The sequence below is a fragment of the Flexivirga sp. YIM B11880 genome, assembly GCF_058148645.1.
In genome coordinates, this window is record NZ_JBMAMH010000005.1 from 78,620 (window position 1) to 92,088 (window position 13,469).

The 13,469-nt window shown below is 68.1% G+C and carries 12 protein-coding genes; 4 read left to right on the forward strand and 8 right to left on the reverse strand.

Annotated features, from left to right (window positions below; translation table 11 throughout):
* Positions 1–51: 51 nt before the first annotated feature.
* Positions 52–1,716: a dolichyl-phosphate-mannose--protein mannosyltransferase gene (locus tag ACN8HC_RS09560; protein ID WP_490074598.1), complete on the forward strand. Its 1,665-nt coding sequence runs from the start codon at positions 52–54 to the stop codon at positions 1,714–1,716.
* Between the two features lie 125 nt (positions 1,717–1,841).
* Here ACN8HC_RS09560 and ACN8HC_RS09565 read toward each other — a convergent pair whose 3' ends face one another.
* Genes ACN8HC_RS09565 through ACN8HC_RS09580 form a run of 4 tightly spaced genes read right to left on the reverse strand, consistent with a single transcriptional unit; the run spans position 1,842 to position 5,772 of the window.
* On the reverse strand, positions 1,842–3,446 hold the full coding sequence (locus ACN8HC_RS09565; protein ID WP_490074599.1) for a PH domain-containing protein: 1,605 nt from the start codon (positions 3,444–3,446) through the stop codon (positions 1,842–1,844).
* A complete protein-coding gene (locus ACN8HC_RS09570) occupies positions 3,443–3,928 on the reverse strand; it encodes a PH domain-containing protein (protein ID WP_490074600.1) in 486 nt (161 codons plus the stop codon). The genes ACN8HC_RS09565 and ACN8HC_RS09570 overlap by 4 nt, the downstream gene beginning before the upstream one ends.
* A gap of 2 nt (positions 3,929–3,930) precedes the next feature.
* Positions 3,931–4,731 (reverse strand): family 1 encapsulin nanocompartment shell protein, encoded by an 801-nt coding sequence (locus ACN8HC_RS09575; protein ID WP_490074601.1) that lies wholly within the window; start codon positions 4,729–4,731, stop codon positions 3,931–3,933.
* A 3-nt stretch (positions 4,732–4,734) separates the two neighbouring features.
* Complete coding sequence (locus ACN8HC_RS09580) at positions 4,735–5,772, reverse strand: Dyp-type peroxidase (RefSeq protein WP_490074602.1); 1,038 nt, start codon at positions 5,770–5,772, stop codon at positions 4,735–4,737.
* An 87-nt stretch (positions 5,773–5,859) separates the two neighbouring features.
* On the opposite strand from ACN8HC_RS09580, the gene ACN8HC_RS09585 reads away from it, so the two are divergent.
* Together ACN8HC_RS09585 and ACN8HC_RS09590 are read left to right on the forward strand one after the other, a co-directional pair.
* The gene (locus tag ACN8HC_RS09585; protein ID WP_490074603.1) at positions 5,860–6,228 is read left to right on the forward strand and encodes a DUF488 domain-containing protein; all 369 of its coding nucleotides are present in this window, start codon (positions 5,860–5,862) and stop codon (positions 6,226–6,228) included.
* A 146-nt stretch (positions 6,229–6,374) separates the two neighbouring features.
* Positions 6,375–7,604, forward strand: coding sequence for a S53 family peptidase (locus ACN8HC_RS09590; protein WP_490074604.1), 1,230 nt, complete (start codon positions 6,375–6,377; stop codon positions 7,602–7,604).
* Positions 7,605–7,679: 75 nt separating this feature from the next.
* Here the strand turns inward: ACN8HC_RS09590 and ACN8HC_RS09595 are convergent, their stop codons facing one another.
* From ACN8HC_RS09595 to ACN8HC_RS09605, 3 genes are read right to left on the reverse strand one after another with little or no spacing between them, the layout of a single operon-like run.
* A complete protein-coding gene (locus ACN8HC_RS09595) occupies positions 7,680–9,281 on the reverse strand; it encodes a hypothetical protein (protein ID WP_490074605.1) in 1,602 nt (533 codons plus the stop codon).
* Positions 9,278–10,261 (reverse strand): ABC transporter ATP-binding protein, encoded by a 984-nt coding sequence (locus tag ACN8HC_RS09600; protein ID WP_490074606.1) that lies wholly within the window; start codon positions 10,259–10,261, stop codon positions 9,278–9,280. The genes ACN8HC_RS09595 and ACN8HC_RS09600 overlap by 4 nt, the downstream gene beginning before the upstream one ends.
* Positions 10,258–11,100, reverse strand: coding sequence for a MerR family transcriptional regulator (locus ACN8HC_RS09605; protein ID WP_490074607.1), 843 nt, complete (start codon positions 11,098–11,100; stop codon positions 10,258–10,260). The genes ACN8HC_RS09600 and ACN8HC_RS09605 overlap by 4 nt, the downstream gene beginning before the upstream one ends.
* A gap of 200 nt (positions 11,101–11,300) precedes the next feature.
* Between ACN8HC_RS09605 and ACN8HC_RS09610 the strand changes: the two genes are divergently transcribed.
* Positions 11,301–12,452 (forward strand): alkaline phosphatase family protein, encoded by a 1,152-nt coding sequence (locus ACN8HC_RS09610; RefSeq protein ID WP_490074608.1) that lies wholly within the window; start codon positions 11,301–11,303, stop codon positions 12,450–12,452.
* A 7-nt stretch (positions 12,453–12,459) separates the two neighbouring features.
* Here ACN8HC_RS09610 and ACN8HC_RS09615 read toward each other — a convergent pair whose 3' ends face one another.
* Positions 12,460–13,422 carry a proline iminopeptidase-family hydrolase gene (locus ACN8HC_RS09615; protein WP_490074609.1) on the reverse strand — a complete coding sequence of 321 codons (963 nt, stop codon included), beginning with the start codon at positions 13,420–13,422 and terminating at the stop codon, positions 12,460–12,462.
* Positions 13,423–13,469 lie beyond the last annotated feature (47 nt).

Sequence of the window (13,469 nt, forward strand, 5' to 3'; positions counted from 1 at the left end):
TCCGTTAACCTCACCTGGGCTCACCTTCCACGCAGAAAAAGGGGACACCGGGTGACGGTCACGTTGGCACGGGATACCGACGACAGCACCGCAGGCGACCCGCTGACCGAGCGACGCGCCGTGCTGCGGCGCCGACTGCTCGGCGCCCCGCGCGCCGCCGAGGCCAAGCTGTGGGCGTTCCTCGGCCCGGCGATCGTCACCGTGTTCGGCGGCATCATCCGCTTCTGGAACGTCGGTCGGCCGCATCAACTCATCTTTGACGAGACCTACTACGTCAAAGAGGGCTGGTCGATGTTCCTCTACGGCTACGAGCGCAAGCAGGACAAGTCGACGCTGATCACCAACAACCCCGACGGGTTGTTCACCATGGGCAACCCACACATCTATGGTTCCAATCCCGATTTCGTGGTGCACCCGCCGATCGGTAAGTGGTTCATCGGGATCGGCGAGAAGCTCTTCGGCATCGACTCGTCCTTCGGCTGGCGGTTCGCGGTCGCGCTCTTCGGCACCCTGGGCATCTACCTCGTCGGCCGGGCGGCCTGGCACCTCTTCCGGTCCCCGGTCCTCGCGACCCTCGCGTCGATCCTGTTGTGTTTCGAGGGAACCGAGTTCGTCATGTCGCGGACCTCGATCCTCGACATCATGGTGATGTTCTGGGCCCTGGCGGCGTTCACGGCACTGCTCGCCGACAGGAACCGCACTCGCCGGATCCTCGCCGACAAGGTCGCCGCGATGCAGTTCGCCGGCACGTGGGACAAACGCTCGCTCGCCGGGCCCTGGCTGGGCTGGCGACCCTGGCGGTGGGTGGCCGGCGGCTGCCTCGGCCTCGACATCGCGACCAAGTGGTCCGGCCTGTACTTCCTGGCCGCCTTCGGCCTGATGACCTGCTTCTGGGACCTGGGCGCGCGGCGGGCGGTCGGCGTCCGCCGCTACTGGTCGGCCACCTTCGTCAAGGACGCGTTGCCGGCCTGCATCAGCGTGCTGATGGTGTCGATCGGCGTCTATCTGGCGAGCTGGTTCGGCTGGATCGCGAGCAGCGACGCGTACGACCGGCAGTGGGCCGCACAGCACGCCGCCGACCTGGGCTCCGGCTTCTCACCGGACAGCTCGCTCTTCGCCTGGATGCCGGACTGGCTGCGGTCGCTCTGGGAATACAACATCCAGATGTACCAGTCCGCCGCGGACATCACGTCGTTCCATCCCTACATGTCGAACCCGTGGTCATGGACGCTGCAGACGCGACCCACGTCGTTCTTCTACGAGGCGCCCGCGAAGGGCACCTCCGGGTGCACCGCCCAGGCGTGCAGCAAGGCGATCACCTCGCTGGGCACGGTGAGCATCTGGTGGCTGGGGACGATCGCGCTCGCCGTGCTGGTCTTCTACTGGCTGCTCCGCCGCGACTGGCGCGCCGGCGGCATCCTGGTCGGTGTCGCAGCCGGCTGGTTGCCGTGGTTCCTTTACCAGAGCCGCACCATCTTCACCTTCTACTCGGTCGCGTTTGCGCCATACATGGTGCTGGCGTGCGTCTTCGTCCTCGGGCTGGTCCTCGCGCGGCCCGGCGCGTCCGACCAGCGGGTGCTGATCGGCAAGGCGGCGGTGGGCGCTTTCACGATCGTGACCGTCGGCCTCTTCGTCTTCTTCTGGCCGATCTGGACCGCCCAGGTCATCCCCTACAGCCACTGGCAGTGGCGGATGTGGCTGCCGAGCTGGGTATGACGCCTGCCGCCTAACGCCCGACTCCCTTTGCCGAGAGGCTCAGATACGACCGACAGGCTCAGTAATTCCAGCCCGAGCCCGGGCAATTATCTGAGCCTGTCGAGCATTGCTGAGCCTCTCGGCTGTCAGCGGAGGAATTGCTCGACGTCGCCGGGCAGCAGTTGCGCCGCGAGCTTGCCGACCTCGCCGTGCGGCACGTCCAGGACGCGATATTCCTTGCGTCCGGCGGCCGTCGCCAGACCGACCGTGGCGACCCCGGCGCGGCGCTGGAAGAACGACCGTCGCACCGTGATGCCGACCGCTCCCCGGCGCTCGATCACATCGGTGGACATGGTGATCGAGCCGGAGCGGGTCACCAGGAACCGATCGGTGACGAGGTGCCCGAGCCAGTGCGCCCGGCTCCGGCCGAGCAGTACGCCAATGACGAGCGGCAGCACCGCGCAGGCGCCGAGCGCCGGCAGGCGCCATACGATCGCCGCGACGAGCAGAGCCGCAGCCGGTAGGCACGCCGAGCCGATCGCACGGGTGTAGCGACGACGTGTCGCCCGCCGACCGTGCGACCGGAGCGGCAGGTCCGCGGCCGCCGCACCGAGCACGACATCCGCGGTGCGGACCACGACGGGCAGTGGCGAGGGCGGTGTGAGGGTCGTGCTCATCCCCCGGTCGTCCTCCTTGACGCCGGTGGTGATCGCCTCCAGACGCGCGCCACCCACCCAGCGCAGCGGCACGGCCCGGTGAATCTCCACGCCCCGCATCCGGCGGATCTCCAGCGAGGTCGCGCGCGTGGTGAGCAGGCCGCGACTGACGTGATAGCTGCTCGCCCGGCCGTCGCGGGAAAGCCGAAAACCATGGAAAGCCAACAGATAGCCGAGCAAGGCCAGAACCACCACCGCGACCAGCGCCACCACCAGGACGGCGAGCACGGCGAGCAGCGCACCGAGCGTCCGCAGTCGGCCGGCGGCGTCGCTGACGATCCCGTTCGGGCCCCAGCCGAGCCCCGACTCGTTGAGGAACTGCGTGCCGACACCGAAGATCGCGAGCGCCGCGATCAGTCCGGCAGGCCCGAACGGCGCATACCGGATCCATGCCGGATTGAGTTGGTACACAACTAGATCCGGTTGGTATGCCGCCGCGCGGCGGGCCTCCCCCACCGCGTCTCCGGGCGCCGCACTGTCCCCGGCCACCGCCGCCTGCCCCGACGGTGCGACATCGCCGCCGGCCGATGCAGTGGAGCCGTCCGTCGACGCCGACCCGGCGCGGTGCAGCAGATCGCCACGGAGCGCCGCCGCCTCGGCTGCGGTCAGCCCGTCGAGGCGGAGCTGCTTCTCCCCGGCACCGGTGCCGATCCGCACCTCGGCGAGACCGAGCACGCGGTGCAGGACCGAGGCGGTGACGTCGACCGAACGCACCCGGTCGATCGGAGCGGACACCGTGGTGGTGTTGATCAGGCCGTGCCGCAGCTGGACCTGGTCGGGAGCAAAGCGATAGCTGGTGGTGAACCACCGCAGCACACCGAGCCCGATCGCGGCGCCGGCGCCGGCCAGGCCCCACCAGTGCTGCCCTCCGGTCGACCCGGCCACCACGACCGCGATCAGTGCGGGCAGGAAGCGGACGATCTCCTTGACCGGATGGATCAGCAGCATCCTGGGGCTCAGTCGTTGCCAGACCGCATCGGCGGACGGCACCCTCTGTGCCGGCCTTTCGGCACGCGGGCCGAGGGGGTCGCTCATGTCGCATCGCCCTCGCTCGCCGCGGTCACGACCGTCAGCTCGCGCACGATCCGCTCGGCGACCTCGCGGTCCAGACCCTCGATGCGCAGCTCACCCTTGGCGGACGCCGTGGTGACGGTGACCGTGCTCAGGCCGAACAGGCGCGACAACGCACCACGTTCGGTGTCGACGGTCTGCACCCTCGAGATCGGGGCGATGCGCTGCTCCACGGTGAGGAGCCCGCGTTGCGTGTAGACCGCGTCGCCGGTCACCTCCCAGCGGTGGATGCGGTAGCGCAGTATCGGCACGAGCAGCCCACCGACGACGAGAACCGCTGCCACCACTGCGACGCCGAGCTCGATCGACCAGCCCGGCAGATCCCCGACCGCGATCAGCGTGATGATCCCGGCCACGAGCAGGACGGCGCTCAGCACGACGCCCTGGACGGCCCACATCGTCCGCGCGCGGGTCGACACCAACTGGGCCGGCGAACGCAACTCCATGCTCAGGACGAGATCGACACACACGCCTCGGCGGTGTTGACGAGGAACGTCATCGACTCCTGCAGATAGAGCTCGACGGTGTCCGCGTCGTGTGACAGGTAGCCGATCGAAACGTCCTGCCCCAGCTGGAGCGTGTAGTCGCCACCACGCCCCGTCACGAGCAGGGCACCGTCGAGCGCCGGTGCCCAGATGATGCTGCCGTCACCGAGCAGCCGCGCGACGTGGTCGCGCACCGGGTAGCCGTGATCGGTGGTTTCGGAGACCGCGGTGTAGAGCTCGGGCGAGAGCAACAGGTTGTAGGGTCCGGCCACATCCGCGAGCCGCAGGGTGTTGAGCGCCGACGCGACCGCCGCCGGCGCTTCGGTCACGTCCCCCGGCAACACGATGTTGCGGTTGGTGCTCTCCGGCGCCATACCGGCGATCTGCCCGTCGCTGGATCCGTAGAAGACAGTGCGGTCCTCGGCGTAGGCCAGCGCCGCCGCCGCATCCTTGACCGGCTGCCAGTCGGAGTCCTCCGCACCACGCTCGACGTTGTCGACGTCGGTCCGGTTGACGGTGAAACGGGCGCGGAGCTCCACCACGGGCCGCACTTCGCGCTGCCGCGCCTGAACGCTGTCGGAGGGCGATCCGAGGTCGTGGAAGTGACCGGTGCCCACCGCCGACAGCGCGACACCGCCCGCCTCCGGCACGTCGACGATGCGCCGTGCGGCAGCTCGGATCGAGAACGACCGTCGCGCTTCCTCCTCGATCTGCCCCCACGCGACATCGGAGATGGGTGCGAGTTCCCGGTGCAGATTGTTCACGGTCTACCTCTCGTTGTGGTCGTGAGCGCGCAGGCTGCCGATGCGCAACGAACCGGCATCCTGCTCGGTGGCTGATGGGACGGGCGTCTCGTCCGCGGCATCGTCTCCGGGCGGCGGCCCCGTCTCGAGGACGTCCAGGGTCGGCACGAAGAAGAGCGAGCCCGTGACGGCAGTGGAGAAGTCGAGGATCCGGTCGTAGTTGCCCGGCGGTTTGCCGACGAACATGTTGCGCAGCATCTGCTCGGTCACGCCGGAGTCCGCGGCATAGCCGATGAAGAACGTGCCGTACTCGCCCGCACCGACCTCCCCGAACGCCATGTTGTCGCGCACGATGTCGTGCTCGACGCCGTTCTCGTCGACGATCGTGTTGAGCGCGACGTGCGAGTTGCTGGGCTTGACGTCGTCGGACAGCTCGATGTCCTCCAGCTTGGTGCGGCCGATCACCCGCTCCTGCTCCTCGATCGAGATCGCCCGCCACGCCACCAGGTCGTGCACGTACTTCTGGGTGATCACATAGCTGCTGCCGGCGTATGCCGGGTCTTCGTCACCCACGAAAACCGCTGCCGCACCGTCGGACCCGCCAGGGCTCTCGGTGCCATCGACGAAGCCGAGCATGTCGCGCTCATCGAAGTAGCGGAACCCGTGCACCTCCATCACCACGTCGGCCCGGTCGGCGAACCGGATCATCAGCTGCCGTGCGAGCTCGAAGCACAGGTCCATCCGCTCCGCACGCAGGTGGAACAGCAGGTCGCCCGGCGTGGACACCGCGGTGTGCTTCGCGCCGGTGATCTCCTCGAAGACGTGCAGGCCCGCGGGACGCGGCACGTCATACATCCGGTCCCAGACCGTCGCGCCGATGCCGACGATGCAACTGAGCCGATCCTCGGGGGACCGGAAGGCGACCGCTCGCGTCAGACCGGAAACATCCGCCAGGATCTCGACGACGTCGGCTTCGGCGCCGTCACGCACCGTGAGGACGAGGAACATTGCATAGCGCGCTGGTTCCTGCAGGATCGGCTGCGGTTTGACGCCGGCGGTCACCTGGTTCTCCTTCGTCGGGTCCGGACCGGCTCCGAGTCTGGCACAGCACCGTTGCAGCCGCCTGCAGGTCGCTCCCATGATGGGTGAATGACCACACCCGAGGTCCAGGTCCGCAGGGCGTATGACGCACCCGAGCCCTCCGACGGCACCCGGGTGCTGGTGGACCGGCTCTGGCCGCGGGGCCTCTCGAAGGAGAAGGCCGATCTGGACGACTGGTGCAAGGACGTGGCGCCGTCGACCGAACTGCGCAAGTGGTACGGCCACGACCCGGAGAAGTTCGCCGAATTCGCCGAGCGTTACCGGCAGGAGCTGCAGCAGCCCGAGCGCGCGGCGGCGGTCGACCGGCTGCGGCGGGACGCGGCGAAAGGACCGCTCACCCTGCTCACTGCGGCCAAGCGCAGCGACATCAGCGAGGCCACCGTGCTGGCCGAGATCCTCAACGGCAGAAGCGAATAAGGCAACTTCACCGTCCGTCAAGTTTTTCGTCAAGATCGCCCCAAGATCTCTCCAGGGGTATTGCGGACCGGTGACCCACAGCAGGAAACTCAGCCGTCGCCGAGAGACAGATCCTGCTCGGCACGTCCCCCCTTGAGGAGTTCCACATGCGCAAAATCCCTCTGCTCGCCGCCATCGGGCTGGCCGCATCCGTCGGCACGATCGGCAGCATGGTTCCCACCGCGAGTGCAGCCGCCGGGCACACCCCCGACGTACGCTCGGTGCACTCCTGTGCCACGGCCAAAGCCGGCTCGGCGGCGTGCAATGCGATCCACCTCGTCAACAGCGACGGACAGAACGTCAGCGCCAGCGGCAGAGTGCAGCCGGCCGCCGCGAACGGCAAGCCGGTGTCGCCCGCAGCGATCTCCGGCAAGACGCCGACGGACATCCAGAGCGCCTACAAGCTGGCCGGGCTGAAGTCCGGCGGCCGGACCGTCGCCATCGTCGACGCCTACGGCTACCCCAACGCCGAGCGCGACCTCGGTGTCTACCGGTCGCAGTTCGGATTGTCGTCCTGCACGAAGGCCAACGGCTGCCTGACGATCATGAGCCAGACCGGGAGCACCACCAACCTGCCGCGCACCGATGTCGGCTGGTCGCAGGAGCAGGCGCTCGACCTCGACGCCGTCTCGGCCGCCTGCCCCGACTGCAAGATCCTTCTGGTCCAAGCGAAGTCGGCGTCCTTCGCCGATCTGGGCGCAGCGGTGAACCAGGCCGCCACGGTGGCCGGAGTCGTCGCGATCTCCAACTCGTACGGCGGCGGCGATGCGCCCGACTCGACCTACGGCAGCTACTACAACCACCCGGGCATCGCCGTGACGGCATCGACCGGTGACAACGGCTACCAGGGCGCGAGCTACCCGGCCTCCTCCCACTACGTGACCGCGGTGGGCGGCACGTCGCTCTACACCGCGTCCAACACCCGTGGTTGGACCGAATCAGCTTGGAGCGGCTCGGGATCCGGCTGCAGCACGTCCAACGTGGCACCCGCCGGCCAGTCTTCGTCCGTGACACACTGCACCGGTCGCGCGATGGCCGACGTGTCCGCCGACGCCGACCCCAACACCGGTCTCGCGGTCTACGCTCCGACCACGTCGAAGTCCTCCTCGTGGGCGCAGTATGGCGGCACGTCGCTCTCATCGCCGCTCGTGGCGTCGGTGTACGCCCTGTCCGGCAACACCAGTGGTGACGCCAACACGCTGCCCTACGCCCACCAGTCGGCGCTGTTCGACGTGACGACGGGCAGCAACGGCACCAACCAGTACTGGTCGAACGCCGGCGTCGGCTGGGACGGACCGACCGGTCTCGGCACGCCGAACGGCACTGCCGCCTTCTGATCGGCGCGCATCACGAACACTCGGGGAAAGGTCCCCGTCGGGCAGGCGCCCGGCGGGGACCTCGCTCGTTCGGTTTCAGTCCGGCACCAGGTCGCGCCGACCGCGCCATACGATGCCGATCGGCAGACACACGAGGAAACAGAGCACGAGCACGAAAACCCCTGCGCTCGGCCCGTTCCCGTCGGCATAGTCGGGCACGTGCGCGAAGACCGCACTCACCCGCAGCCAGTGCGGCGCGTGCAGCACCGAACCCATCAGCACGAGCACGGCAGAGCCCGCGACCGGCACCCACGCGGCAGGCCCCCAGCGCCGCCGCACGCCCACCAGCAGCACCGCTACTCCGGTCAGCGCCAGCACCGCCGGCCACTGCCCGACGACATAGCCGAAACTGCGCGCGGCCGCGGCACCGTCCAGCTGGGTCCTCGTGACGACGGCGCCCGCCAGACCGGCGATAACGAGCATGCCGAGCGAGCCCATCACCGCGATGATCGCGCGCGCCGCGAGCGGCCGGCGACAAGGGACGCCACAGGTCAACAGGTCCTCCACCAGTCCGTCCGCCTCGTCCGCGCCGCTCGCCAGCACGGTGGGCACCGCATAACAGCCGGCAAGCAACGCGATCAGCACCCCGGCGAACGAGAAGAAGGACGCGTCCAGCCGGTGCTCACCGGTCAGCTCGTTCATCAGTTTCGCCGTCGACGCGTCGCCCTGAAGCAACTGCACGAGACTGCCGCTCATCCCGCCGAACAGCGCGGTCAGTGCCGACACGACAGCGGCCCAGGTGAACCACCGACGCCGCTCGAGATGCCAGGTCAGCGCGAACACCGATCGCACCGGCAGCCGGTCGTCGCTGGTCGCGCGCTCGTGCAGCGGCGCCGCGGCATACTCCCGGCGGCTCCCGAGCAGCCACACCCCGGCGGCCAGGCCGGCGCAGACGGCCAGGAAGACCGCGATGCTCCACCACCGGTCCTGGCTGTATGGCGCCTCGACATCCCTCCAGGCGAGCGGACTGACCCAGCGCAGCACGGTGACACCGTGCACGTTGGCGACCGCACGAAGCGCGAAAGCGGCTGCCAGACAGAGAAATCCGAGCAACTTCGCCAATCCCGAGCTGTCCGCGACCTCGCCGGCCAGCAGGCCGAGCAAGGCGAAGCAGAGACTGCAGCAGCCGGTGACGACACCGAGCCCGACGGCACCCTGCCAGGTCAGCTCGTCGACGAACGGCACCTCCACCAGCTCCACCGCCGCGACCGTCAAACCGAGGCCCAGCGTGACCACCGTGACGGAGACCAGTCCGGCGCGCAGCCGGTCGGCAGCGGTGTGCCCACATGCCTGCACCAGCTCCGCCACACCCGAATCCTCCGCGCCCCGAACAAAACTCACCCCGAGCAGCAGCGCCATCACCGATGACGCGATGATCAGGTAGGTTCCCATCTCCCACGCCACGAGTTGACCGATGGTTCCCGGCGTGGGCAGCGGACCGTAGAGCAACCGGGTGGCCGCGTTGTCGCCCAGACTGCTCACCAGATGCCGGCGCTGGTCCAGCCGCGGATAGGTCGCGGCGTATGACGGTGCCACGACCGCGAGCAGCGCCACCAAGGGCACCGACCACGCGAGAATGCGCGCGCGGTGCGTGCGCAGCAACAGACGTGCGGGACCGATCCCGCGCGGGCCGATCATCGCGCCGCCACCCGGTAGTGGCGGAGGAAAAGGTCCTCGAGGCTGGCCGGAGTGCAGCGCACGTCGGTCGGGCGTGCTCGCAGCAGCGTCTGCAGGATGCGGTCGACATCCTCCTGGGGCACGCTCGCCTCCACGCGAACTGCATTGTCCGGCAATGCGTTCCGCGTCACGGCAGTCTGCCGGCCGAGCAACGTCACCACCTCGTCGGCGACCCGGTCGGCGAGGTCCCTGGACACCACCGCGCTGATCGTGGACGCCGCGAGGTGGCGCATCCGGGAGAGCTGTCCGGTCTCCACCAACCGGCCGTCCTTGATGATCGTGACGGCGTCACACAGTTGCTCGACCTCGCCGAGAAGGTGGCTGGACAGCAGGACGGTGCGTCCCTCGGCCGTCGCCCGTTCCACACAGTCGGCGAAGGTGCGTTCCATCAGCGGGTCGAGCCCGGAGGTCGGTTCGTCGAGGATGAGCAGCTCGGTGCGTGCGGCGAAGGCTGCGACCAGCATGACCTTCTGGCGGTTTCCCTTGGAATACTTGCGAATGCGCTTCGTCGGATCGAGCGCGAAGGCTTCGATCAGCGCGCGTTCCCGGTCGTCGTCGTAGTCGCCACCGGCGGCACGTCGCAGTCCGGCCAGCACGTCGAGCGTCTGCCTTCCGGTGAGCGTCGACCAGAGGGTCACCTCCCCGGCGACATACGACAGGTCCCGGTTGATGGCCGCGCTCTGGGTGGCGGGATCCCGCCCGAGCACCGTCACCTGCCCCGCATCTCTGCGATAGAGGCCCAGGAGCACCCGGATGGTCGTCGTCCTACCGGCGCCGTTCGGTCCGAGGAAGCCGTGCACGGCGCCCCGCTCCACCCCCAGGTCGAGGTCGTCGACGGCGCGGAAGCGGCCGAAGCTCTTGGTGAGGCCGCGCACTGCGATGACGGGGTCGACCGTCGAGGAGTGCTCGTGCGCACGTTGTGTCGTGGACTGACTGGTCATGAGTTGGCACCTTTCGGCTCGGCCGGCAGCAGTCCCTGTCGCTGCAACCCGGTCGCGAGCCCGATCTGGAAGCGTTCCTGCAAGGGTTTGGCGAACAGCTCCGTCGTCGCATAGCCGACGTATTCGCCGGAGCTCAGCGACGCCTGCTCGAGCAGGCTCAGGATCTCGACGGGTGAGAACCCGAGGGTCGCCACGAAATCGACCGCGTGCTCCGCCATCGTGTCGACCCGGCGATGCAGCTCCGTCTCGGACAGCGTCGCCATCGACCGGTTGAGGTCCCGGAACTCGACGAAGAGCGGAACGATGAGGTCGAGTTGCTCGTCGGTCAACCGCTCGGCGAGCTCGACGATCATCGTCGGCAACTGGCCGCGATAACAGGCGAATTCGACCACTTGCCGCTCGGCCGCGATGAGTGCCGCCACCTCCTCGTCAGCGACGCGCGCGATCAGCCGGTCGTACATCCGGTGCACGGCCTTCGGCATGGGCGACACCGGTCCACCCTCTTCCGTCGTCCGCAACAGGCTGACCAACTGCTGCCGCTGCCGGCGGAGCTCGGCGATCCGCTCGTCCACGCCGGCCAGGGTCACGCCCAGGTCGGTGCGGACGGCGACCCGCTCGTCCGGGTCCCCATCGGACTGCTGGATCATCGACCGGACGGACGCGAGCGGCACTCCGGATCCCACCAGCCAGCGCACTCGAACCAGCCGGGCGAGATGTGTCATGCCGTAGTCGCGCACCCCTCCGGTCGCCTCGGGAACCGGAAGCAATCCGATCTGGTGGTAGTAGCGGATGGTCCGGACCGTGGTGCCGGTCAGGTCCGCCAACTCTTTGACGCGCATGCTCCGATCATCGACTGTGACGTAACGTCACAGTCAAGCGTCGCAGGCCATGTCCGCCCACGACGGCTTTCCTCCGAGTTTCCTCGGCACCTTGCGAGAGCCTGCTGGATGGTTGCTGTACCAGCTGATTGACAGCTTCCACGCAGCAGGAGAAACGTCGTGCCGGTGCAACGGAGCACACCCTGAAATGGAGGCCAGATATGTCGGCATCACCGTCGCGCCGCAGTCGCCGGATGATCTTCGGCGGCGGGCTTGTCGCCGCAGCGGCACTCGGATTCGCAGCAACCGCACCGGCGTCCGGAAGTCCGAACGCCCACGCACACAGCCACCGGCTGGGCCACGTGTTCATCATCATGGAGGAGAACCACGCGCAGGATCACGTGATCGGCGACCCGAACATGCCGTTCCTGAACAGCCTGGTCGCGTCATACAACCAGGCGACGCAATACTACGGCGTCACCCACACCAGCGAGCCCAACTACATCGCGGCGACCAGCGGATCCAACTGGGACGTCAACAACGACAACGGCTGGTACCCGACGGCGACGAACTCCGGAACCAACCACTACGACCACACCAACATCGTCGACGAACTGGACGCCGCACACATCAGCTGGGGCGCTTACATGGACGCGATGCCGTCCGCGGGCTACCTGCCCGACCAGTGGCCGGCCACCGGCGGCGCGCTCTACGCGAGCAAGCACAATCCCTTCGCGCTCTACACCGATGTGCGCGAGAACGCCGCACGGATGGCGCAGGTGAAGCCGATCAATTCCCTGAGGCATGATCTGAATTCGCCGCATGCACCGCGCTACGTCTGGATCAGCCCGGACCAGTGCAACGACATGCACGGTGGCGTCTACAGCTCGATCGCCGGGCACGCGGAGACCCCGTGTCCCTACAGCGACACTTCCGGTGACGCCGCCGACGAGTCACTGAAGGCCAAGGCCGACGCGTTCCTGAAGAAGACGGTGAACACCATCAGGCACAGCAAGGCGTGGACGCCGAACAGCGTCATCTTCGTCACCGCCGACGAGACCGACTACGACGGCTCGAACCCGGCCGACAACTACTACCTGTCCACCGCCGGCTGCTGCGACTCGCCGGTGCTGCCCGCGGGTGATCCGGCTGTCAGCGCGGACTGGCCGGGTGGCGTGTATGGCGGTGGGTTGGTCCCCATGGTGGTGGTGACCTCGAAGGGCCCGCGTCACGTCACGGACGACACGGCATACAACCACTACTCGATGCTGCTCACCATCGAGGAGGGCCTCGGGCTGCCCAAGCTGGGCTTCACCTCCGACAGCCGACAGGTTCAGCCGATGTGGCCGCTGATCACCGGCCGGTCGCACTGACCGCGGGTCACAGATCCGTGAGGAAGTCGATCAAACCGGAGAAGTAGACGTCCTGGTCGTCATACATCGCCAGGTGGCTGCCGGACGGGCAGTGCAGGTGCCGCCCGTTCGGTAGTCGCTGCGACATCATCCGCATGAAGTCGGGGTCCATGGTGTCGTGCCGCGCCCCGATCACCAGCGTTGGCACCGTGATCGCGCTCAGCTCGTCGGTCCGGTCCCACTGAGCGAGCGTCGCGTCGCTGGAGATGCCGAGCTCGCTCGGGCCTTGCATCTTGCGGTAGATGACGGGATTGATGTGCGCCATCGCGCGCTGTGCCGGCTCCGGCCACTCGGTCGCGGGCATCCGCAGCACGTGGTGGACGTAGTGCTGCTCCAGCAGCAGCTCCTCGTAGAGCGGATTGTCGACGTCACCGTCGGCCTCCAGTTGCTTGATGCGCGCCAGCTTCTCCTGATCCATGTCGGGCATGAGCACTCGCTCGGCATACGCGTTGTATGCCGGGACGCTCGACATCATGTTGGAGATCACCAGCCCGCGGAGGTGCTGCTGGTGCCGGAGCGCGTATTCGGTGGCCAGGATGCCGCCCCAGGAGTGGCCGAGAAGCACGAAGTTGCTCGCGTCCAGACCGAGCGCTGTGCGCACCTGCTCCACCTCGTCGACGAATCGGTCCAGCTCCCACAGCGATTCGTCATCGGGATGGTCACTGCGTGTCGAGCCGAGCTGGTCGTAGTAGTAATACTCGACCCCGGCCACGGGCAGGAAGCTGTCGCAGGCCTCGAAGTATTCGTGCGTGCAGCCGGGACCGCCGTGCAGCAGCAGCAACTTGAGATCGGGATTGTTGCCGACCCGCTTGGTCCACACCCGGAAGGTGCCGGACGGTGTGGTGATCGGGATCAGCCGCGCTCCCCCGCTGCGGACGTCGTCGCGTCCGCGGTAGTCGAGGTATGCCGGGCCAGATGTCAGGTGCGCCATGAGTGCATCGTCGCACCGACGCGCGAAGCGCGACCAGACCACGCTCT

What these genes read in the sequence shown, in the direction of transcription:
- ACN8HC_RS09565 (WP_490074599.1), bottom strand. Translation starts at nt 3,446, where the DNA reads ATGAGCGACCCCCTCGGCCCGCGTGCCGAAAGGCCGGCACAGAGGGTG.
- ACN8HC_RS09570 (WP_490074600.1), bottom strand. Translation starts at nt 3,928, where the DNA reads ATGGAGTTGCGTTCGCCGGCCCAGTTGGTGTCGACCCGCGCGCGGACG.
- ACN8HC_RS09585 (WP_490074603.1), top strand. Translation starts at nt 5,860, where the DNA reads ATGACCACACCCGAGGTCCAGGTCCGCAGGGCGTATGACGCACCCGAG.
- ACN8HC_RS09590 (WP_490074604.1), top strand. Translation starts at nt 6,375, where the DNA reads ATGCGCAAAATCCCTCTGCTCGCCGCCATCGGGCTGGCCGCATCCGTC.
- ACN8HC_RS09595 (WP_490074605.1), bottom strand. Translation starts at nt 9,281, where the DNA reads ATGATCGGCCCGCGCGGGATCGGTCCCGCACGTCTGTTGCTGCGCACG.
- ACN8HC_RS09600 (WP_490074606.1), bottom strand. Translation starts at nt 10,261, where the DNA reads ATGACCAGTCAGTCCACGACACAACGTGCGCACGAGCACTCCTCGACG.
- ACN8HC_RS09605 (WP_490074607.1), bottom strand. Translation starts at nt 11,100, where the DNA reads ATGCGCGTCAAAGAGTTGGCGGACCTGACCGGCACCACGGTCCGGACC.
- ACN8HC_RS09610 (WP_490074608.1), top strand. Translation starts at nt 11,301, where the DNA reads ATGTCGGCATCACCGTCGCGCCGCAGTCGCCGGATGATCTTCGGCGGC.
- ACN8HC_RS09615 (WP_490074609.1), bottom strand. Translation starts at nt 13,422, where the DNA reads ATGGCGCACCTGACATCTGGCCCGGCATACCTCGACTACCGCGGACGC.